At 70.3% G+C, this 21748-nt stretch carries 19 protein-coding genes; 13 read left to right on the plus strand and 6 right to left on the minus strand.

Features of this window, described 5'->3' with window-relative positions; translation table 11 throughout:
• Positions 1–47 precede the first annotated feature (47 nt).
• Genes ACGFSB_RS26600 through ACGFSB_RS26630 form a run of 7 tightly spaced genes read left to right on the plus strand, consistent with a single transcriptional unit; the run spans position 48 to position 8640 of the window.
• Complete coding sequence (locus tag ACGFSB_RS26600; RefSeq protein ID WP_393404071.1) at positions 48–842, plus strand: TIGR03084 family metal-binding protein; 795 nt, start codon at positions 48–50, stop codon at positions 840–842.
• Entirely contained in the window at positions 839–2629 is a 1791-nt protein-coding gene (locus tag ACGFSB_RS26605) for an acyclic terpene utilization AtuA family protein (RefSeq protein WP_393404074.1), read from the plus strand. The genes ACGFSB_RS26600 and ACGFSB_RS26605 overlap by 4 nt, the downstream gene beginning before the upstream one ends.
• Positions 2626–4230 carry an acyl-CoA carboxylase subunit beta gene (locus tag ACGFSB_RS26610; protein WP_393404077.1) on the plus strand — a complete coding sequence of 535 codons (1605 nt, stop codon included), beginning with the start codon at positions 2626–2628 and terminating at the stop codon, positions 4228–4230. The genes ACGFSB_RS26605 and ACGFSB_RS26610 overlap by 4 nt, the downstream gene beginning before the upstream one ends.
• A gap of 14 nt (positions 4231–4244) precedes the next feature.
• Entirely contained in the window at positions 4245–6149 is a 1905-nt protein-coding gene (locus tag ACGFSB_RS26615; RefSeq protein WP_393404079.1) for a biotin carboxylase N-terminal domain-containing protein, read from the plus strand.
• Positions 6146–7312 (plus strand): acyl-CoA dehydrogenase family protein, encoded by a 1167-nt coding sequence (locus ACGFSB_RS26620; RefSeq protein ID WP_393404081.1) that lies wholly within the window; start codon positions 6146–6148, stop codon positions 7310–7312. Before ACGFSB_RS26615 ends, ACGFSB_RS26620 begins: the two co-directional genes overlap by 4 nt.
• 15 nt (positions 7313–7327) lie before the next feature.
• Positions 7328–8062 carry an enoyl-CoA hydratase family protein gene (locus ACGFSB_RS26625; protein ID WP_393404083.1) on the plus strand — a complete coding sequence of 245 codons (735 nt, stop codon included), beginning with the start codon at positions 7328–7330 and terminating at the stop codon, positions 8060–8062.
• Positions 8050–8640: a TetR/AcrR family transcriptional regulator gene (locus tag ACGFSB_RS26630; RefSeq protein ID WP_393404085.1), complete on the plus strand. Its 591-nt coding sequence runs from the start codon at positions 8050–8052 to the stop codon at positions 8638–8640. The genes ACGFSB_RS26625 and ACGFSB_RS26630 overlap by 13 nt, the downstream gene beginning before the upstream one ends.
• A 204-nt stretch (positions 8641–8844) precedes the next feature.
• Here the strand turns inward: ACGFSB_RS26630 and ACGFSB_RS26635 are convergent, their stop codons facing one another.
• On the minus strand, positions 8845–9945 hold the full coding sequence (locus ACGFSB_RS26635) for a citrate synthase 2 (protein WP_393404087.1): 1101 nt from the start codon (positions 9943–9945) through the stop codon (positions 8845–8847).
• A gap of 433 nt (positions 9946–10378) precedes the next feature.
• Here ACGFSB_RS26635 and pdxH point away from each other — a divergent pair, with 433 nt between their 5' ends.
• Positions 10379–11035 (plus strand): pyridoxamine 5'-phosphate oxidase, encoded by a 657-nt coding sequence (gene pdxH, locus ACGFSB_RS26640; RefSeq protein WP_393404260.1) that lies wholly within the window; start codon positions 10379–10381, stop codon positions 11033–11035.
• Between the two features lie 22 nt (positions 11036–11057).
• Here the strand turns inward: pdxH and ACGFSB_RS26645 are convergent, their stop codons facing one another.
• Together ACGFSB_RS26645 and ACGFSB_RS26650 are read right to left on the minus strand one after the other, a co-directional pair.
• Entirely contained in the window at positions 11058–11921 is an 864-nt protein-coding gene (locus ACGFSB_RS26645; RefSeq protein WP_393404263.1) for an alpha/beta fold hydrolase, read from the minus strand.
• A gap of 673 nt (positions 11922–12594) precedes the next feature.
• A complete protein-coding gene (locus ACGFSB_RS26650; RefSeq protein ID WP_393404090.1) occupies positions 12595–13287 on the minus strand; it encodes a metal-dependent transcriptional regulator in 693 nt (230 codons plus the stop codon).
• A 286-nt stretch (positions 13288–13573) separates the two neighbouring features.
• On the opposite strand from ACGFSB_RS26650, the gene ACGFSB_RS26655 reads away from it, so the two are divergent.
• Positions 13574–14338 (plus strand): SIS domain-containing protein, encoded by a 765-nt coding sequence (locus ACGFSB_RS26655; protein ID WP_393404092.1) that lies wholly within the window; start codon positions 13574–13576, stop codon positions 14336–14338.
• A 60-nt stretch (positions 14339–14398) separates the two neighbouring features.
• Here ACGFSB_RS26655 and ACGFSB_RS26660 read toward each other — a convergent pair whose 3' ends face one another.
• Entirely contained in the window at positions 14399–15619 is a 1221-nt protein-coding gene (locus tag ACGFSB_RS26660) for a sensor histidine kinase (RefSeq protein WP_393404094.1), read from the minus strand.
• On the minus strand, positions 15616–16284 hold the full coding sequence (locus ACGFSB_RS26665) for a response regulator transcription factor (RefSeq protein ID WP_393404096.1): 669 nt from the start codon (positions 16282–16284) through the stop codon (positions 15616–15618). The genes ACGFSB_RS26660 and ACGFSB_RS26665 overlap by 4 nt, the downstream gene beginning before the upstream one ends.
• A gap of 146 nt (positions 16285–16430) precedes the next feature.
• On the opposite strand from ACGFSB_RS26665, the gene ACGFSB_RS26670 reads away from it, so the two are divergent.
• Genes ACGFSB_RS26670 through ACGFSB_RS26685 form a run of 4 tightly spaced genes read left to right on the plus strand, consistent with a single transcriptional unit; the run spans position 16431 to position 19895 of the window.
• On the plus strand, positions 16431–16916 hold the full coding sequence (locus tag ACGFSB_RS26670; RefSeq protein ID WP_393404098.1) for a hypothetical protein: 486 nt from the start codon (positions 16431–16433) through the stop codon (positions 16914–16916).
• Complete coding sequence (locus tag ACGFSB_RS26675; RefSeq protein WP_393404100.1) at positions 16913–17980, plus strand: peptidoglycan-binding protein; 1068 nt, start codon at positions 16913–16915, stop codon at positions 17978–17980. Before ACGFSB_RS26670 ends, ACGFSB_RS26675 begins: the two co-directional genes overlap by 4 nt.
• A complete protein-coding gene (locus ACGFSB_RS26680; RefSeq protein WP_393404103.1) occupies positions 17977–18681 on the plus strand; it encodes an ABC transporter ATP-binding protein in 705 nt (234 codons plus the stop codon). The genes ACGFSB_RS26675 and ACGFSB_RS26680 overlap by 4 nt, the downstream gene beginning before the upstream one ends.
• On the plus strand, positions 18678–19895 hold the full coding sequence (locus ACGFSB_RS26685) for an ABC transporter permease (protein WP_393404105.1): 1218 nt from the start codon (positions 18678–18680) through the stop codon (positions 19893–19895). Before ACGFSB_RS26680 ends, ACGFSB_RS26685 begins: the two co-directional genes overlap by 4 nt.
• A 53-nt stretch (positions 19896–19948) precedes the next feature.
• Here ACGFSB_RS26685 and ACGFSB_RS26690 read toward each other — a convergent pair whose 3' ends face one another.
• Positions 19949–21358: a PAS domain-containing protein gene (locus ACGFSB_RS26690; protein ID WP_393404108.1), complete on the minus strand. Its 1410-nt coding sequence runs from the start codon at positions 21356–21358 to the stop codon at positions 19949–19951.
• Positions 21359–21748: the final 390 nt, after the last annotated feature.

The following is a 21748-nucleotide window of genomic DNA, read 5'->3' on the forward strand; positions in this document are numbered from 1 at the left end:
TCGTTCGAGCAGGGGAGACCCCATTCGTGCCCCGAGGGGAGCGCTCCGTGCCCGAAGCCGTGCCCGTACTCGACGATCTGCGCCGTGAGAGTGAGGAACTCGACCAGCTGGTCGGGGGGTTGAGCGAGGAGCGCTGGGCGCTCCCCACCCCCGCCGACGGCTGGACCGTCGCCCATCAGATCGCCCATCTCGCCTGGACCGACCAGGCCTCGCTGACCGCCGTCACCGACGCCGACGCCTTTGGGGCGCTCGTCGAGGAGGCCCTCGCGGCTCCCGATTCATTCGTCGACGACGGGGCGGCGAAAGGCGCCGTGCTGCCGCCCGGTGAGCTGCTCGAGCGGTGGCGTGGCGGGCGCGACGCGCTGCTGAAAGCCCTGACGGCCGCCCCGCGCGGCACCCGGTTTCCCTGGTACGGGCCGCCCATGTCGGCCACCTCCATGGCGACCGCCCGGCTGATGGAGACCTGGGCCCACGGGCAGGACGTCGCCGACGCGCTGGGTGTCGAGAGGGTGCCGACGGACCGGTTGCGGCACGTGGCCCATATCGGGGTCCGGGCCCGGGACTTCTCGTTCGGCGTACGGGGCGCGAGCGCGCCGGAGGCGGCCTTTCGGGTCGAACTTCGACTGCCCTCCGGTGAGTTGTGGGTCAGTGGGCCCGAAGACGCCGGGCAGCGAGTGACCGGGCCCGCGCTCGACTTCTGTCTGCTCGTCACGCAGCGCGCGCACCGGGACGACCTCGCCGTGCACGCGGAGGGCGCCGATGCCGAGCGGTGGCTGGACATCGCGCAGGCCTTCGCGGGGCCGCCGGGTGCCGGGCGCCCGGCCAAGGAGAGCGGTCGGTGACCGCCCCGCTGCGGATCGGCAATGCTTCCGGGTTCTACGGCGACCGCTTCGACGCCCTGCGCGACATGCTCACCGGCGGCCCGCTCGACGTCCTCACCGGCGACTATCTCGCCGAGCTGACCATGCTGATCCTGGGGCGCGACCGGCTCAAGGACCCCGTGCGCGGCTATGCGAAGACCTTCCTGCGGCAGCTGGAGGAGAGTCTGGGCCTCGCCAAGGAGCGGGGCGTCAAGATCGTCGCCAATGCGGGTGGACTGAATCCCGCCGGACTCGCCGATGCCGTACGGGAGTTGGACGGGCGGCTCGGGGTGGGCGTGCGCGTCGCGCATGTCGAAGGTGATGATCTCGGGGGGCGTTTCCCGGACGCGCTCACCGCCAACGCCTACCTCGGCGGCGGCGGAATCGCTGATTGCCTGCGCGCCGGAGCCGATGTCGTCGTCACCGGGCGCGTCACCGATGCCGCCCTCGTGACCGGGCCCGCCGCCGCGCATTTCGGGTGGGGGGAAGGCGATCACGACCGGCTCGCCGGGGCCGTTGTCGCCGGGCACATCCTCGAATGCGGGACGCAGGCCACCGGGGGCAACTACGCCTTCTTCGGGGAGCGTTCGCAGCGGGAACTGCTGCGGCCCGGCTTCCCGCTCGCCGAGATCCATGAGGACGGTACGGCCGTCATCACCAAGCACGACGGCACCGGTGGGTTCGTCGACGTCGGCACGGTCACCGCGCAGTTGTTGTACGAGACCTCCGGCGCCCGGTATGCGGGGCCCGACGTCACCGCCCGGCTCGACACCGTCACGCTCACCCAGGAAGGGCCCGACCGGGTGCGTGTCTCGGGCGTGCGGGGTGAGGCTCCGCCGCCGACCCTGAAGGTCGGGCTCAACCGTCTCGGCGGCTTCCGTAACGAAGTCGTCTTCGTCCTCACCGGGCTCGATGTGGGGGCCAAGGCCGATCTTGTGCGTGCTCAGGTCGAGGAGACGGTGTTCGGCGGCTCGGCAGCGGCTGGGGACTCCAAGGCGTGGCCAGCAGAAGTGACGTGGGACCTCATCCGGACCGACCGGCCGGATGCCGATACCGAAGAGGCCGCCTCCGCCCTCCTGCGGCTCGTCGTCCGCGATCCGCAGCAGGAGCACGTCGGCCGCGCCCTGAGCGGCGCCGCGATCGAGCTCGCCCTCGGCAGCTACCCGGGGTTCCATGTGACCGCACCGCCGGGCAAGGGCGCGCCCTACGGAGTCTTCGAGGCGGCGTACGTCGAGCGGGGCACCGTCGAGCATGTGGCCGTCCTGCCCGGCGGGGAGAGGCGTCTCGTGGAGAGCACCGGCGACAGCCTCGTACTCGAAGACCTCCCCCAGCCGCCCCTGCCCCCACCCCTGCCGGACGGTCCCACCCGCCGCGCGCCCCTGGGCCTCGTCGCCGGGGCCCGCAGTGGGGACAAGGGCGGGGACGCGAATGTCGGGGTGTGGGTGCGTACGGAGGAGGCCTGGCGATGGCTCGCGCATGAGCTGACCGTCGAGCGGTTCCGTGAACTCCTGCCGGAGGCGGCGGAGTTGACCGTCGTACGCCATGTCCTGCCGAACCTGCGGGCGCTGAACTTCGTCGTCGTGGGGATTCTCGGCGCGGGCGTCGCATCCCAGGCCCGCTTCGATCCGCAGGCCAAGGGCATCGGCGAGTGGCTGCGAGCCCGCCACCTCGACATACCGGCCGCACTTCTTGAAGCGAACGAAGCGACTGAACTAGCGACTGAACCAGCGACTGAACCGACGATCGAACCGACGGAGGTACGCCCGTGACCGTCCTCGCCTCCGCGCTCGACCCCGCGAGCGCCGAGTACGCCGAGCGCCGCGAGGCCATGCTCGGCAAGCTCACCGAACTCGACGCCGAGCAGGCCAAGGCCCTCGATGGAGGCGGCGAGAAGTACGTCGCCCGGCATCGGGGGCGCGGCAAGCTGCTCGCCCGTGAGCGGATCGAGCTGCTCCTCGACCCCGATACGCCCTTCCTGGAGCTGTCGCCGCTCGCCGCCTGGGGGAGCGACTATCCCGTCGGCGCCTCGATGGTCACCGGGATCGGTGTCGTCGAGGGCGTGGAGTGTCTGATCACCGCCAATGATCCGACCGTCCGGGGCGGGGCCAGTAATCCGTGGACCCTGAAGAAGGCCTTCCGGGCACATGAGATCGGGCACGCGAATCGGCTGCCGTCCATCCATCTCGTGGAGTCGGGGGGTGCCGATCTGCCCTCGCAGAAGGAGATCTTCATCCCGGGCGGCGCGCTCTTCAAGCACCTCACACAGTCGTCGGCCGCCGGGATTCCGACCGTCGCCGTCGTGTTCGGCAACTCGACGGCGGGTGGCGCGTACGTACCCGGCATGAGCGATCACGTGATCATGGTCAAGGAGCGCGCCAAGGTCTTCCTGGGCGGGCCGCCGCTGGTGAAAATGGCGACCGGCGAGGAGAGCGACGACGAGTCGCTCGGCGGCGCCGAGATGCATGCGCGCGTGTCGGGCCTCGCGGACTATCTCGCCGAGGACGAGCGGGACGCGCTGCGACAGGCCCGGCGGGTCGTGAAGCGGCTCAACTGGCGTAAGGCGTACGCCGATCCGGATCCACTCTCCGTGGAGCCGCCGAAGTACGACGAGGACGAGCTGCTCGGCATCGTGCCGGGTGATCTGAAGGTGCCCTTCGAGCCGCGCGAGGTCATCGCCCGCATCGTCGACGGCTCCGATTTCGACGAGTTCAAGCCGCTCTACGGGTCGAGCCTCGCGACAGGGTGGGCGTCCCTGCACGGCTGTCCCATCGGCATCCTCGCCAACGCGCAGGGCGTGCTCTTCAGTGAAGAGTCCCAAAAAGCCGCCCAGTTCATCCAGTTGGCCAATCAGCGGGACATTCCGCTGCTCTTCCTGCACAACACCACCGGCTACATGGTCGGCAAGGAGTACGAGCAGGGCGGCATCATCAAGCACGGCGCGATGATGATCAACGCGGTGTCGAATTCCCGGGTGCCGCATCTGAGCGTCCTGATGGGGGCCTCGTACGGAGCCGGGCACTACGGCATGTGCGGGCGCGCCTTCGACCCGCGCTTCCTCTTCGCCTGGCCGAGTTCCAAGTCCGCCGTCATGGGGCCGCAGCAGCTGGCAGGGGTCCTGTCGATCGTGGCCCGCGCATCGGCCACCGCCAAGGGGCAGCCCTACGACGACGAGGCCGACGCGGGGCTTCGCGCCATGGTGGAGCAGCAGATCGAGTCGGAGTCCCTGCCGATGTTCCTCTCGGGCCGCCTCTACGACGACGGGGTCATCGATCCCCGCGACACCCGCACGGTCCTCGGCCTGTGCCTGTCCGCGATCCACACCGCCCCCTACGAAGGTGCGCGCGGTGGCTTCGGCGTCTTCCGGATGTGAGGAGTCAACTCTCCATGATTACTTCCCTGTTGGTCGCCAACCGTGGCGAGATCGCCTGCCGCGTCTTCCGCACCTGCCGCGAACTGGGCATCGCCACCGTGGCGGTGTACTCCGACGCCGACGCGGACGCCCTGCACGTCCGTGCGGCCGACTCGGCCGTACGTCTGCCGGGCTCGGCGCCCGTCGACACGTATCTGCGCGGTGAACTCATCGTGAAGGCCGCGCAGGCGGCCGGCGCGGACGCCGTCCACCCCGGCTACGGCTTCCTCTCCGAGAACGCCGACTTCGCTCGGGCTGTCATCGACGCCGGGCTCGTGTGGATCGGCCCGCCTCCCGAGGCGATCGAGTCCATGGCCTCCAAGACGCGCGCCAAGGAGCTCATGGGCATCGCGCCGATGCGCCTCGACGGTGTCACCGATGCCGATCTGCCGATACTGGTGAAGGCGGCTGCCGGTGGTGGTGGGCGCGGTATGCGGATCGTACGAGAACTGGCCGAACTGGAGCGGGAGTTGGCTGCCGCCCGCTCGGAGGCGGCCAGTGCCTTCGGGGACGGTGAGGTCTTCGTCGAGCCCTATCTGGAGGGCGGTCGGCACGTCGAGGTGCAGATCATGGCCGACGCGTACGACACCGTCTGGGCGCTCGGGACGCGGGACTGCACGCTCCAGCGCAGGCACCAGAAGGTGATCGAAGAATCCCCGGCGCCGGGCCTGAGTGACGGTCTTGTCGGCGAGCTGCACGCGCAGGCCGTGCATGCGGCGCGGGTGACCGGCTATCGCGGGGCGGGCACGGTGGAGTTCCTGGTCGAGGGCGACCGGGCGCACTTCCTGGAGATGAACACCCGGCTCCAGGTCGAACACCCCGTCACGGAGGCCGTGTTCGGGATCGACCTCGTCGCGCTGCAGATTCAGGTCGCGGAGGGCTCGCGGCTCCCGGAAGAGCCACCCCCGGCGCGCGGGCACGCCGTGGAGGCCCGCCTCTACGCCGAGGACCCGGCGGCGGAATGGGCCCCGCAGACCGGCACCCTGCACCGGCTCTCCGTGCCGGGCGTGCGGCTCGACACGGGGTACGTGGACGGCGACCAGATCGGCGTGCACTACGACCCGATGCTGGCCAAGGCCGTCGCGTACGCCCCCACGCGTGCGCAGGCGCTGCGGAAACTGGCGGGTGCGCTGGACCGGGCGGTCGTCCAAGGCCCGGTCACCAACCGGGAGTTGCTCGTGCGTTCGCTGCGGCACCCGGAGTTCGTCGAGGCCCGCATGGACACCGGCTTCTACGACCGGTACCTCGCCGAACTCTCGGCCCCGGCCCCCGATCCCCACGCCGCCCTTGCCGCCGCCCTCGCCGACGCCCACGGGCGCTCCCGGTTCGGCGGCTGGCGCAACCTCGCGTCTCAGCCGCAGGTCAAACGCTTCCGCAGCGAGCCGGACGGCGTCGAGCACGAGGTGCGCTACCGGCACACGCGGGAGGGTCTCGCCGCCGACGGGGTGCGGGTCGTCTCCGTGTCCGGTGAGCGTGTCGTGCTCGAAGTCGGGGGTGTACTGCGGCAGTTCAAGGTAGCGCGGTACGGGGATCGCGTGTACGTCGGCAACGCCGCCCTCACGCCGCTGCCGCTGCTCCCCGAACCCGCCGTCCGGCAGGAGCCCGGCTCCCTGCTCGCGCCGATGCCGGGCACGGTCGTGCGCCTGGCCGATGGGCTTGTGGCGGGGGCGCGGGTCACCGCCGGGCAGCCCCTCATCTGGCTGGAGGCCATGAAGATGGAGCACCGCATCTCCGCGCCCGCCACCGGCACGCTCACCGCCCTGCACGCCGCGCCCGGCCGCCAGGTCGAGGTCGGCGCACTGCTCGCAGTCGTAGACGTCGCAGATCTCGCAGATCTCGCAGATGTCGCAGATGTCGTACAGGAGGAGCAATCCGTATGAGCACCGTCCTCGAAACCGAAGAGCACCAGGCCCTGCGCGCGGCGGTCGCCGCACTCGGCAAGCGCTACGGCCGCGACTACCTGACCCGCGTCGTGGCGGCCGAGGGCCACCCCGACGAGCTGTGGGCCGACGCCGCCAAGCTCGGCTATCTCGGCGTGAACCTGCCCGAGGAGTACGGCGGAGGGGGCGGCGGAATAGCGGAACTCTCCATTGTCCTGGAGGAGTTGGGGGCGGCAGGCTGCCCACTCCTGATGATGGTCGTCTCGCCCGCGATCTGCGGAACCGTCATCGCCCGCTTCGGCACCGACGAGCAGAAGCAGGCCTGGCTGCCCGGCCTCGCCGACGGCACCCGCACCATGGCGTTCGGCATCACCGAGCCCGACGCGGGCTCCAACTCCCACCGGATCACGACGACCGCCCGCAAGGACGACGTGACCGGCGACTGGCTTCTCACCGGCCGCAAGGTGTTCATCTCGGGTGTCGACATCGCCGACGCGACACTGATCGTGGGCCGCACGGAGGACGCCAGGACCGGCAACCTCAAACCCTGCCTGTTCATCGTTCCGCGCGAGACGGACGGCTTCCAGCGGCGGCAGATCGAGATGGAACTCCAGGCCCCGGAGAAGCAGTTCGAGCTGACCCTCGACGACGTACGGCTGCCCGCCGAAGCCCTGGTGGGCGACGAGGACGCGGGGCTTCTCCAGCTCTTCGCCGGACTCAACCCCGAGCGGATCATGACGGCGGCGTTCTCCCTCGGCATGGCGCGTTACGCACTCTCGCGAGCCGTCGGATACGCCAAGGAACGCAGCGTGTGGAAGAGCCCGATCGGCGCCCACCAAGCGATCGCGCACCCTCTGGCGCAGTCCCACATCGAGATCGAACTGGCCCGCCTGATGATGCAGAAGGCCGCCAGGCTCTACGACGAGGGCGACGACATGGGTGCGGGCGAGGCCGCCAACATGGCCAAGCTCGCGGCTGCCGACGCGTGCGTGAAGGCCGTCGACCAGTCGGTGCACACGCTGGGCGGCAACGGCCTGACGAAGGAGTTCGGGCTCGCGTCGCTGATCGTCGCGTCGCGGGTGGCGCGGATCGCCCCGGTGAGCCGGGAGATGATCCTCAACTACGTGTCGCACCAGACCCTCGGCCTGCCCAAGTCGTACTGAGGAGCGGGAGCCCCCATGAGTGTGTCCGTCTCCTCACCGGCGCGCGGCATCACCACCGTGACCCTGGACCTGCCCGAGCGGCGCAACGCGATCTCAGCGGATCTGCTGGGTGCGCTCGCCGAGATCTTCGACGACCTCGGCGGGGACACCGACACCCGCGCGGTCCTCCTCACCCACACCGGCACGACGTTCTGCTCGGGCGCGGACCTCAAGGAACCGCCGGATCCGGCCGCCTTCGTGGCACTGCTCCGGCAGCTCGTGGCGCTGCCGAAACCGGTGCTCGCCCAGGTGGACGGGCATGTGCGGGCGGGCGGGCTCGGACTGCTCGGCGCCTGCGACATGGCGGTCGCGGGACCCGGCTCCTCCTTCGCGTTCACCGAGGTGCGCATCGGCGTCGCACCCGCCGTGATCTCCATGCCGCTGTTGCCCCGTATCGACCCGAGCGCCGCGTCCCGCTACTACCTCACAGGGGAACGGTTCGACGGCGCGGAGGCCGCCCGGATCGGTCTCGTCACGGCGTACGCGGCCGAACCCGGCAGCATGGTCCAGGCCCTCCTTGACGGGGTGCGCGCGGCGGCGCCCGGCGCCCTGGCCGAGACGAAGAAGCTGCTCACGGCTAGGGTGCTCGACGCATTCGACCACCACACGGACGACCTCATCGCCCTGTCCGCGCGGCTCTTCGCATCGGCGGAGGCGCGTGACGGGATGGGAGCGTTCCTCGAACGACGGGAGTGCCCATGGGCGCTGTGACCGCGGCTGACCGCTCGCCCAAGCAGGACCGCAGCCGCGCCACGCGGCAGCGGCTCCTCGAGGCGGCGGTGGCGTGCCTGGCCGAGAGCGGCTGGGCGGGGTCCACGGTGTCCGTGGTCGCCGAGCGGGCCGGTGTCTCGCGGGGCGCGGCCCAGCATCACTTCCCGACGCGGGAGGACCTTTTCACGGCGGCGGTGGAGTACGTGGCCGAGCAGCGGTCCACCGCACTGCGGGAGCTTCCGGCGCAGGACCGGGCGTCGGTGGTGGCGGCGCTGGTGGACCTGTACACGGGCCCGCTCTTCCGGGCGGCGCTGCATCTGTGGGTGGCGGCGTCCAATGAGCCGCAGCTGGGGTCTCGGGTGACGGAGCTGGAGGCGAGGGTGGGGCGTGAGACGCACCGGATCGCGGTGCGGCTGCTCGCGGCGGACGAGTCCCGCCCCGGGGTGCGGGAAACCATCCAGGGCCTCCTGGACATGGCCCGAGGCCTCGGCCTCGCCAATCTCCTGACGGATGACGGGGCGCGCAGGGAACGGGTGGTGGCGCAGTGGACGGTGCTGGTGGAGGGGGCGCTGCGCTGAGCGTTCCCCAATCCCGCCCCTTCCCGAGGGCCTTGGTTGCCGTCATCACCGGCTTCGCCGAGTTCGTCCTCAAACGCCGGACGGGCTGATAGTTCAGCCCGTCCGGCGGTTGAGGACATCTTGTACGGGGTCCGGGGCGGAGCCCCGGCCAGGTCCGGGGCGGAGGCACGGTTTTCGGGAAGGGGCGGGGTTGGGGATAAATCCCTACCTAGCGATATCCCCGTACCCCACAACCTCCCGGGGATCCCGCGTCCCCGGCCCCATGTAACGGGCCGAAGGCCGAACCAACCGCCCCGTCCGCTTCTGCTCAAGAATGTGCGCCGACCACCCGGCAGTTCGCGCACACGTGAACATGGACGTGAACATGTGCGCCGGCACCTCGGCGAAGTCGAGGACGATCGCCGCCCAGAACTCCACATTGGTGGCGAGGACCCGGTCGGGCCGACGCGCGTGCAGCTCATCAAGAGCCGCCTTCTCCAACGCCTCAGCCACCTCGAAGCGAGGAGCCCCCAGCTCGCGCGCGGTACGGCGCAGGACCCGCGCCCGCGGGTCCTCGGCCCGGTACACCCGGTGCCCGAAGCCCATGAGCCGCTCACCCTTGTCGAGCGCCTGCTTCACGTACGCGACCGCGTCCCCCGTCCGCTCGATCTCCTCGATCATGCCGAGGACGCGGGAGGGGGCGCCGCCGTGCAGTGGCCCGGACATCGCACCCACGGCCCCGCTCAGCGCCGCCGCCACATCCGCGCCGGTCGAGGCGATGACGCGGGCCGTGAACGTGGACGCGTTCATGCCGTGCTCGGCGGCGGACGTCCAGTACGCGTCGACGGCCTGCACGTGCTTGGGGTCGGGCTCGCCGCGCCACCGCTTCATGAAGCGCTCGACGACCGTGTCGGCCTTGTCGATCTCATGCTGCGGCACCATCGGCAGGCCCTGGCCGCGGGCGGACTGGGCGACGTACGAGAGCGCCATGACGGCGGCCCGTGCGAGGTCGTCGCGGGCTTCCTGCTCGCTGATGTCCAAGAGGGGCTTCAGGCCCCATACGGGGGCGAGCATGGCCAGGGCCGACTGGACGTCGACGCGGATGTCACCGGAGTGCACCGGGATCGGGAACGGCTCGGCGGGCGGCAGGCCGGGGTTGAAGGCGCCGTCGACGAGCAGGCCCCAGACGTTGCCGAAGGAGACGTGGCCGACCAGATCCTCGATGTCGACGCCGCGATAGCGAAGCGCGCCGCCTTCCTTATCCGGTTCGGCGATCTCCGTCTCGAACGCGATGACTCCCTCAAGTCCGGGTACGAAGTCGGACATCAGGCGGCTCCTCGTGATGTGTACGACAGATAGTGGTGACAGACAGCTCGTGACCATGTGTCAGAAGTGGGCGCTTACGGTCCGGTTCCACGGTCAGCCGGTACGTCGGAATGCTTACGGCTCTCGACTCGCGGTCCGGATCGGTCACCCGGGTGATGCCCCGCGCGGCTGGTGGTCACCCAACCGGTACGCCACCGGAACGATATCCGTTGGTGCCACCCTTGGCGATGGTATGCGGCACTCAGTGCCACACGTCACCCCTCCTCGGCGAACGGAGGGAAAGGGGGCCCGTCGACTGTTTCTTCGTATACGGCAAGATGACCGCGTGACCGATCGAGCCGCCGCCTCATCATCAGCAGCTTCCTCACCTTCCTCACCTTCCTCGCCCTCCTCACCTTCCTCGTCAGCCGCGTCCGTGTCCGACCCTGCCGCCATTCGTGCCCACTACGGCATCGACGGACTCGTCGAGGCGTCGCTGCCCGCCACGCCCGTCGAACAGTTCGAGCTCTGGTTCACGCAGGCGCTCGCCGCGGCCGACGCGGGCGCGCTCCATGAGCCGAACGCCATGGTCGTCTCGACGGTCGACACAGAAGGCCGCCCCAGCTCGCGCACGGTCCTGCTGAAGGGCTACGACGAGCGCGGCTTCGTCTTCTTCACCAACTACGAGTCCCAGAAGGCTCGGGAGCTCGCCGCGAACCCGCACGTCGCGCTGCTCTTCCCCTGGCACCCGATGGCCCGCCAGGTCATCGTCACGGGCACGGCCGAGCGCGTCGGACGCGACGAGACGGTGGCCTATTTCCGCACCCGGCCGCACGGCTCCCAGCTGGGCGCCTGGGCCAGCGCACAGTCATCGGTCATCGCCACACGCGATGAACTGGACCGTTCCTACGCCGACTTGGAGTCCCGCTACCCGGAGGGCGAGCAGGTCCCTGCCCCGCCGCACTGGGGCGGCTTCCGTGTCGAGCCGGAGACCGTGGAATTCTGGCAGGGCAGGGCGAACCGGCTGCATGATCGCTTGAAGTACGTACGGGTGGAGAAGGGCGCCATCGACGCGGCCACGGGCTGGCGGGTCGAGCGCCTCAGCCCGTGACGGAGGGAGTCCGCCGGGCCCCCTACCCCGTCAGGACCCCGTCCAGGAACGGCTCGATCGCCTCGCGCCAGGCCTCCGGCTGGTCGTAGTGCACCAGATGCCCCGCGTCCGCCACTTCCGCGTACGCCCCGCGCGGCAGGCCGCGGACCATCTCCTGGGACTCCGCGCGGCCCAGCTCGCCGTCCAGGCCCCGGACGACCAGGGTGGGGCACTGGACCTGCGCCAGCTCCTCCCAATGGGCGTCGTACACCCAGGTCTCACGGGACTTCAGCATCTGGTCGCGGTCGAAAACGGGGCGCCAGCCGTCGGGGCCCTCGGCCATCACCTCGGCGAAGAACTCGCCGCGTGAGGTGTTGGGCCGCTCCACCCAGGGATCGTCCTCGCCGAACCATTTCCGTACGTCGGCGAGTGTCGCGAAGGGCACGGGCCAGGCCTTGAACCAGTCCTCCCACTCGCGCTGCGACGCGGCGCCGAGCGCGGAGGCCCGCATGTCGCAGATGATCAGGGCGCGGACGAGATCGGGGCGCTTCGCGGCGAGCTGCCAGGCGGTGAGCGCGCCCATGGAGTGGCCGATGAGGACGGCGGGGGCGAGGCCGAGCTGGAGGAGCGCGGCCTCGGCGTCGTCCACGTAGGCCTCGCGGCTGAAGGGGCCATCGAGGGGCTTGTCGCTCTGCCCGTGCCCGCGCTGGTCGAGTGCGACCGCGCGATGCCGCTCGGCGAGCCAGCGGGCGGTGCCCGCCCAGTGCGATGCGCGGCCCATCAGGCCGTGCAGTAACAGCACGCCGCCGGGCGGCCCTTCGGCCTCCCTGGACTTGGGAGGATCGGCGAACTCCCAGGCCGCGAGGCGTACGCCGCCCGCGCCCGTCACGTCGATGCGCCGCACCATGGTTCCTGGCACCCCCCTTGGGTCTTCTCGGGCTGAACGCCTGGTTCTGTCACGCACCCCCGCACGCTATCGAACTCTTTTTCGAAAGCGTCTGTATCGCCGGCAACACCCCTCGTTCGAGTGACCACGCTCAAGGATTGGCCGCCGTCGCCGAGGGGAGATCTTCATCGGGAGGCGGGCCGCTCGGGGAAATCGGTCCGAGGGGGATGACCCTGGGAGCTCGGGGCTCCGGGTCAGCACAGGGGAGGAAAGGTCCCGGCGCTCAAGGGCGCCGGGGCCCTCTGTGTGTCCGTCTGCGTATCCGTGAAGTGCCGATGCACGTCCATGAAGTGCCGACGCGTGTCCATGGGGTGCCGATGCGCGTCCAGGAGGTGCCGATACGCACCGCTTGCGCACGCCCTCACCAGATGGGCACATCTTCCTGCCCCCTCCCACGGCCGTGACGGCCAGACCCGGTGCCGACAACGGTCAAGAGCCCTCAGGTCATATGCCTCTCGCGACAGCCTCGCACGCAAAACGTCCGCGCGCTGCGATTCCGCACACTGAATCTTGGACCTCATACGATCGCGGAGTCTTCACAACTGTCCAACAGTTACCGCCAGTTGACGTGAACTCCCGGTAACGGGAAGCAGATTCCGTCACCGCCCGACGTCACCGCCCGACGCCACGCGCCTCAGCGCTTGGCGACGAAGACGTGCGACGCGACCTCCGAGTCCAGCTCCGCGGCCTCACCGCTGCTGCCCACGAGCACCCCGCCCGCGGATTCCGTCACGCTCACCACGGAGCCGGGCTGCACGCCCGCCCGCCGCAGTGTGTACATCAGCTGTGCGTCCGTCTGGATCGGCTCGCCGATGCGGCGCACCACGACGGTCTTGCCCTCCGTGCCCGGGTCGAGATCGACCAGGGAGACCATCCCCTCGTCCAGGAACGGGTCCGCGCCGTCCTTCTCGCCCAGCTCCTCGAGGCCCGGGATCGGGTTGCCGTACGGAGACTCGGTGGGGTGGCGCAGGAGCTCCAGGACGCGGCGCTCCACCGCCTCGCTCATCACGTGCTCCCAGCGACACGCCTCCGCGTGGACCTGCTCCCACTCCAGGCCGATCACGTCGACGAGCAGGCACTCCGCCAGGCGGTGCTTGCGCATCACGCGGGTGGCGAGCCTGCGGCCTTCCTCGGTCAGCTCCAGGTGGCGGTCGGCGGCGACCGCCACCAGGCCGTCTCGCTCCATGCGCGCGACCGTCTGGCTCACCGTCGGTCCGCTCTGGTCGAGCCGCTCGGCGATCCGGGCGCGCATGGGGACCACACCTTCCTCCTCCAGCTCGAGGATGGTGCGCAAATACATCTCAGTGGTGTCAATAAGCCCCGACATGGGTGCCCCTCAGATTTCGCTCGTGCGGCTGGCCCTGCCCTCAAGTCTGACGCATACCACTGACAACCGGGTCGCCCAGGAGGAAAACCCAGTCCAGGCGGTCTTGACGGGGGTGCTCATGCCGTATTGACAGGGCACTGGTCCAGACCGCACCGTGATCCGCGGCACACGGGAAATCCGTGCAGGACATACGTGCAGAACGCAGGAAATACGTACGCACAGAACAAATTACGTACGCACAGAACATACGTACAGAACATACGTACCCGGAAAGGTTCCTCGGCGCATGGGCTCGAAGAGCGAGAGCAAGCTGGCCGGTCAGTACATCGACGCCGCGATCGGCCTCCTCGGGCGGGTGCGCGACGAGGAGAGCGGGAACGTGGAGGCGGCCGGCACGCTCCTCGCCGACGCCACAGAGGCGGGCGGCAGGCTCTTCGCCTTCGGCGCGGGCCACTCCTCGCTCGCCGCCCAGGACGTCGTCTACCGCGCGGGCGGCCTGGCCCTGATGAACCTCCTCGCCGTCCCCGGAGTCGTCGGCGTCGACGTCATGCCCGCCACCCTCGGCTCGGCCCTCGAGCGCGTCGACGGGCTCGCGGGAGCCGTCCTGGACTCCTCGCCGGCCCGCTCCGGCGACGTACTCGTGATCATCTCGCTCTCCGGGCGGAACTCCCTTCCCGTGGAGATGGCCATGAACGCCCGCGCGCTGGGCCTGAAGGTCATCGGAGTGACGTCGGTGGTGTACGCGACGGAGACGAAGTCGCGGCACGCGTCCGGCACCTTCCTGAAGGACCACTGCGACGTCGTGATCGACTCCAAGATCGCCCTCGGCGACGGGGAGCTCAGCATCGACACGGTCGACGCACCCTTCGGGCCCGCGTCCAGCGTGGTCGCGAACGCGATCATGCAGGCGATGATGGCCACCGCCGTGGAGGCTTTGGCGGGGCGGGGGATTCAGCCTCCGCTGCTTCGGTCGGGGAACGTGGACGGGGGCCACGAGTGGAACGGGCGGGTGTTTGAGGAGTACGGAGACCGGATCTTCTATCGGCGCTGAGTGCCGTCCGCGGGTCCGCTCCGGCCGGCCGCGCGGTGCCCCGCGCCCCTGACGGGCGCTTCAGCCCCTCGGCGGGAACCGCACCCGCACTGTCAGCCCTCCGCCGTCTCCGTTCGCCTCTGCCGACACCTCCGCCCCGTGTGCGCGCGCGATCGCGGCGACGATGGAGAGGCCGAGCCCGGCGCCCTCCCCGCGCGCGTGGGTACGTTCCCGGAGCCGCCGGAAGGGCTCGAAGAGGTGCGGGACGGTGTCCGGCGGGACGGCGGGACCGGTGTTGGTCACCTCGACGCCTTCGGGACCGGTACGCAGCTCGACCCGGCCACCCTCCTTCACGTTGTAGTGCACGGCGTTCGCCACCAGGTTGTGCAGGAGACGGTCGAGGAGCACCCCGTCGCCGTACACGGTCAGCGGTTCGGCGCGCACGGTGAGGGTGACGTCGCGCTCGGCCGCCCGGCCCGCGAGCCCTTCGGCCACCGCGTCCGCGACGACGTCCAGGGCGATCGGCTCGCGCCGCTCCAGACCGTGCTCCGACGTGGCGAGAAGCAGCAGCCCTTCGATGAGCTGCTCGCTGTCGTCGGCGACAGCGATGAGCTTCTTACGGATGCGGGCCACTTGCCGCGCGTCGGGCTCACCGTCGAGGCCGATCTCGGCGGCGGCCCGCTGGACGGCCAGCGGGGTGCGCAGCTCGTGCGCGGCATTGGCGGCGAACCGCTGCTGGGCGCCGACCAGCTGCTCTATGCGGCCGAGCATCTCGTCGAAGGTGTCGGCGAGCTGCTTCAGCTCGCCGGGCGGGGCGTCGAGCGCGATCCGCTCGTGCAGATTCTCGCCGGACAGCCGGCGCGCGGTGCCGGTGATCACGGCGACGGGATGCAGCACGCGGCCCGCCATCCACCAGGCGAGGAAGATGGAGAGCGCCGCGTACACGAACAGGACGATGACGGAGACGGTGAGCAGCCTGCTGAGGGCCGCCTGCTCGGCGACATCGCTGATCTTCGTGACGGCGAGACCCTGAGTGACGTCGTCGGACGTGACGCCGAAGGTCGGCATCGGGCTCGCGGCCGAAGCGGACGCGGCCGGGGTGGGCATCCGCCAGGGCGGACTCAGCGGCTTGGCGGGCACGGCAGTGGTGACGGCGGTACTGATCGAGGAGTAGAGCCCCTGCCGTACGAGGAAGTAGACGAGCCCCGTGAGCAGCGCCCCGGCCAGGACGAGCATCCCTCCGTAGAGGGTGGTGAGGCGGGCGCGTTCGCTGCTGAGGCGGCCGATGCGAGGCCGCTTCACGCCGACCAGCCCGTGATCCGGTAGCCCGCGCCGGGGACCGTCTCCACCACCGGTGGGTCGCCCAGTTTCGTGCGCAGTTTGGAGAGGGTGACGCGGACCGCGTTCGTGCGGTAGCTGGTGTCCTCCTCCCAGACCTGCTCGATCAGGTCGTCGCCGCTGACCACCGCGCCCTCCGCCCGGAGCAGCACCTCCAGGACCGCGAACTCCTTGCGGGAGAGCGCGAGATGGCGGCCGTCGCGGCTGGCCTGGCGGCGGGCCGTGTCGAGGACCAGACCCGCGCGTTCGATGACGGGCGGCAGCGCGGGGCGCGTGCGGCGGCCGAGCGCCAGGACGCGGGCGAGGAGTTCGTCGTACGCGAAGGGCTTCGTCAGATAGTCGTCCGCGCCGAGGCCCAGACCCCCGACCCGGTCCCGGATAGTGCCGGAAGCCGTCAGCATCAGGACGCGGGTGAGCAGCCGCTGCCGCACCACCCTGCGGCACACCTCGTCGCCGTGCAGGCCCGGCAGGTCCCTGTCCAGGATGACGACGTCGTACTCGCCGAGCTGGAGCTTGCGCAGCGCCGTCAGGCCGTCGGCCGCGACATCGACGGCGAGCGCGTCGCGGCGCAGCCCGTCGGCGATCATCTCGGCCAGGAATTCCTCGTCCTCCACCAGAAGTACGCGCATGGGGCCCTGTGTACCTGAAGTGGACCTTTCGTCGGTGTAAGCGTCTCGGTTGAGAGAAACGAAACCTCGCTTCCCGCAAGCCTGAGCGCGTCAACGCGTCAACGCGTCAACGCGACAGTCGTGTCAGTGAGAAGTGAAGGGACGCCATGAGGACTCGTACGCGCTCAACTGCCATCGCATCAGGGGTCGCCGCACTCGCCCTGTTTGCCGGAGCCTGTTCCTCCGGCGGTGGCGAGAGCAGCCAGGACAAGGCCGACGGCGGCAAGGGCAAGCAGGCCGACGCCGCTTTCAAGGAGCGCGAGTGCCTGCGCAAGCACGGCCTCAAGGTGGCCGAGCCCAAGTCCGGCGAGGACAGCCGGGGAGTCACCATCGGCGGCGACATGAGCAAGGAAAAGATGGAAGCCGCCATGAAGGCCTGCACCGGCAAGGGCGGCAGCGCGGGCGCCAAAGCGCCCTCGCAGGCCGACAAGGACAAGATGCTCAAGTACGCCCAGTGCATGCGCAAGAACGGCTACAACATGCCCGACCCGAAGTTCGACGGCGGCGCCATGCAGGCCCAGCCGATGCCGAAGGGCGCCGAGGTGAAGAAGATGGAGAAGGCCGCCAAGGCGTGCAAGGACATCGTCGCGTGAGGCGCCGCACCGCCGTCGTCGCCACGGTGGTGGCCCTGCTCGCCATCACCGGCGGCGGCGTCGCCGTCACCGCGCTCGCCGACAACGGCAAGGACGGTTCCACGCACCAGGACGCCGGACTCCCGCCCGCCACCGCCCCCGTCGAACGCGGCGACCTCAGCAGCGGCACCCAGACCGACGGCACCCTCGGCTACGCCAAGGAACGCAAGGTCAACGCGGGTACCGCCGGAACTCTGACGTGGTCCACGGGCAGTGGTTCGACCGTCACACGCGACGGGCGGCTGTACGAGGTCAACGGCGTCCCGGTGCGCCTCATGTACGGCACCGAGCCCATGTACCGCACGCTGAAGACCGGCGACGAGGGCAACGACGTACGGCAGCTGGAAGAGAATCTGCAAGCGCTCGGACACGGGGCCGGACTCGCCGTCGACGACGAGTACACGGCAGGCACAGCGGCAGCCGTCAAGCAGTGGCAGAAGGCGCACGACAGGAAGCAGACGGGGCGCGTCGGCCCTGACCAGATCGCCTTCTCGCCGGGCGGCGTCCGCGTGAAGTCCACCGAGTCGGCCGTCGGCGACCAGGTCGCGCCGGGCAAGCCGGTGCTCAGCACCACCGGGTCCGAGCGGGTCGTACGTTTCCAGCTCGATGTCGCCGAAGGGAAGCTCGCCAAGGTGGGCACCAAGGTCACCGTGGACCTGCCGGACGGCTCGACGGTCAAGGGCGAGGTCGCGTCCGTCGGCAAGACCGCCAAGCCGGGCGACGACCCGGCCGACAAGACCCCCAAGATCCCGGTAACGGTCTCCTTCGACGACCCCGGCAAGGTCGAAGGATTCGACCAGTCCCCGGTGACGGTCAACCTCACCGGAGAGACCCGCGAGGACGTACTCTCCGTCCCCGTCAACGCCCTCCTCGCGCTGCCCGGCGGCGGCTACGGAGTCCAGGTCGTCGAGCACGGCCGCGCACGCCAGGTGAAGGTCGAACTCGGCATGTTCGGACAGGGACGCGTCGAAGTGACGGGCGGCGGCCTCCGGGACGGCATGAAGGTCGGGGTGCCCAAGATATGAGCGCCGTAGTGGAGTTGGGCGGGGTCACCAAGGAGTACCCGGGCGGGGTCGCCGCCCTGCAAGGCGTGGACCTGACGGTCCAGGAGGGCGAACTCCTCGCCATCGTCGGCCCTTCCGGCTCCGGCAAGTCGACCCTCCTGCACATCATCGGCACCCTCGACCGCCCCTCCGAGGGCTCGGTGGCGATCGCCGGACACGATGTCGCGACGCTCGCCGACCGCAGTCTCTCCGCACTGCGCGCGCGGCACATCGGGTTCGTCTTCCAGGCCTTCCACCTGGTCCCCGGGATCAGCGCGCGCGACAACGTGGCGGAGGGGCTCCTGTACTCGGGCCTCTCGCGCACGGAACGCCGCGCACGGGCCGCTGAGGCCCTGGACCGGGTCGGCCTCGCGGACCGCATGAAGCACTGCCCGCACGAACTCTCCGGCGGCCAGAAGCAGCGGGTCGCCATCGCGCGGGCGGTGGTCGGTTCGCCGGACCTCCTCCTCGCCGACGAACCGACGGGAGCGCTCGACTCGGCATCCGGCGACGCGGTCATGGAGCTCCTGCACGACCTCAACGCGGAGGGCGCGACGATCGCCGTCATCACTCACGACGCGGAGATCGCGGAGAGACTGCCGCGGCAGGTGCGGATCAGGGACGGGCAGGTGGTGGCGGATGTGCGTACCGCCGCGTCCGGTTCGGAGGTGCTCGCCGGATGATCCGTACGAAGAAGGTCAGGAACCCGCGGCTGAAGGCGGCGCGGCTCGGACCGCGCGACGTGCTGCACGTCGGCTCGGCGGGGCTTCGCAGCCGGCCCGTGCGGGTCGTGCTTTCCGCGCTGGGCATCGCCATCGGGATCGCCACGATGATCGCGGTGGTGGGCATCTCCTCCTCCAGCAAGGCCCAACTCATGAGCGAACTGGACGAGCTGGGCACGAACATGCTGGTGGCCACGCCCGGTGAGCCACTGTTCTCGGGGGAGAAGGTGGTGCTCCCGAGGGACGCGGCGGGGCGGGTCGACCGGGTGGAGGGCGTACAGGACGTCGGCGCGACCGGCGATCTCGAACGCTCCGTACGGCGCAGCGAGAAGATCCCCGAGGACGAGACAGGCGGGATCGCCGTCAAGGCGGCCACCGAGGACCTGCTGAAGGTGCTGCGGGGCGAAATGGGCCACGGCACGTGGTTCAACGCGGCCAACAGCCGCTACCCGTCCGTGGTGCTCGGCCACGTCGCCGCACAGCGGCTCGGCATCACGGCTCCGGGGCAGCAGGTCTGGCTCGACGACCGGTACTTCACGGTCATCGGCATCCTGGACCCGCTGCCGCTCGCGCCCGACGTCGAGCGTTCGGCGCTCGTGGGGTGGGACGCGGCGAAGAGCGAGCTCGGCTTCGACGGCCGCCCGACATCCGTGTACGAGCGGTCGACCGACGCGTCGGTACGCGACGTCCGGGGGCTGCTCGCGCCCTCGATCGACCCCGAGAACCCACGGAACGTCCAGGTGACGGACCCGTCATCGGCACTCAAGGCGAAGGCGGCCACAGAGGGCGCCTTCTCCACGCTGCTCCTCGGCCTCGGCGGAATCGCCTTGCTGGTGGGAGGAGTCGGAGTGGCGAACACAATGATCATCTCGGTCCTGGAGAGGCGGTACGAGATAGGCCTCCGCCGCTCGATGGGCGCGACGAAGGGTCAGATCCGGATCCAGTTCGTGGCGGAGTCACTGATGCTGTCGGGTCTGGGCGGCCTGGCGGGCATCGCACTGGGCGCGGCGGCGACGGCCGCGTACGCGGTGTCGGGCGGGCTGCCGTGGGTGGTCCCCCTGTGGGCGGTGAGCGGAGGCTTCGGGGCGACGCTGGTCATCGGGACGGTGGCGGGGCTGTACCCGGCGGTACGGGCGGCGAGACTGTCCCCGACATTGGCGCTGCACGCGGCCTGAACCGCCGCTTCGCGGCGGAGTTCTCCCACCCACCCGTCACCCCACAGGGGCCGTCACCCGGCGCCCAGCACCCCCGCCAGATCAAGCGACCCCGCAACCCTCGCCGCCACGCTCTCCGCGTACATCGCATCCGCCCGCTCGAACTGCGCACGGCTCGCGCCCCGCAGGAACGTCACCACGCCCAGCGTCCGCCCCCGGCTCCGCAGCACCGCGCACAGCGCATGTACGGAGTCCTCGGGCCACTGCCTGGCCGCCGCCCACTGCCGGGCGCGGTCGGGCGGTGCGGTGCCCGCGCTGGTCCGCACGGAACCCACCCGCTCCACGCACTGCGGGGCCGGATGCCCCTCCAGATAGCGCACCGGCAGCCCCGCCATGCCCACCGGCAGGCACGGGCCAGGAGCACCCGCGGGCGTCGCGGCGGCGCGTACGAGCCGAACAGGCTCCTCGTCACCACCCCCACCTCCAGCCCCAGCACCAACCCCAACACCCGCCACCAGATCGATCAACGCATGGTCGGCGAACCCGGCCAGGGCGAAGTCCAGCTGGACCGTCGCCGCCTCCATCGGATCCTCGCACTCGCCCGCGGCCCGCGCCGCCCGGTGCAACTGCTGGGAACGGAAGCGCAGTTGCGCCGCCTCCTGCTCGGTCTGCTTGGCCTCCGTCACATCCAGGAAGAGCCAGCCGACCCCCAGGGGCACCGGCTCCTCGGCGAGCGGCGAAGCGAGCCGTACGAAGCCGCTGCGCCAGCAACGCCGCTCCGGCTCACCGCTCTCCGTGGCCCGCACCGACACCCACATCTCGGCGGGAGCGGGCGGCGCACCCTCGGCGAGCACATGGCTCAGCGCGCTCTCCAGCTCCTCCACACCCTGCCCGAGGAGGTCACCAAGAGGCCGCCCCAGCAAGGCCGTACGCCCCATGCCCAGGGCGCGCGCGGCATGTTCGTTCGCCACGGCGGGACGCAGATCGGCATCGACGAGCACCACACCCCACGACGCGTCCTCGAACAACGCCTCGCTCAGTGCGATGGACCGCTCCAGATCGATCTGCGTGTGCACCTCGCTGAACGCGCAGTACACCCCGGCAGGCTTCCCGTCCCCGCCCCGCACGGCAGCGGACTGCGTCCGCACGAGCACCCGCCTGCCGTCCTTGGTCAGCAACGCGAACTCGTGCACCTGCCGCCCAGGAGCCCCCATGACCGAAAGCAGCCGCGCTTCGACCTCCTCGGCGTCAGCGGTCCGCACCGCCCACCCCGCGAACCCCAGCCGCCCGACGGCCTCCGCCGCAGACCAGCCGAGAATCCGCTCGGCCTCACGATTCCAGTGCGTCACCACCCCATCGGCATCGAACGCACACAACGCGGCGTCCATCCCGTCCAGCAGTGCCGCGAGCAATTCGGCCCCACCGGGCTCGGGCTCTTCAGGCCCCAGCTCGTCGGTGGTTCCGCTACGCCGGGAAGCACTCACCTGGCACCCCCTGCAGGCCGTGTCCTCATGAGCTGCATGTTCTGCGAGTTCCGCGTGTACCGCACGTCAGATCATTGAACTCGAACGTGACGCAGCCCACAGGCACTTCCCAGAAGTTGCACGAAATCATTGCCCCGACTGAACGTTGCAGGCGGACTCGATGTTCCCCACGAGGCCGCGCTCCGCAACGTCGAACTCACCTCTGATGATTCGCACAAATGGCTGACATCGAGTGATCTGGATCGCTGAGAAGGATGTGATCGCTAGCGTCGGCGATGTACACACGAAGGGAGATCACTCGCTCTTCGGCTCAAGGCCGGAGCTTGTCCCTCGTAGGGGCAGGCGGAGTGATCAGCCCTAGTCATCAAGACCACCAGGCCAAAGGAAGGC

The sequence above is a fragment of the Streptomyces sp. NPDC048441 genome, assembly GCF_043200235.1.
Lineage (GTDB): Bacteria > Actinomycetota > Actinomycetes > Streptomycetales > Streptomycetaceae > Streptomyces.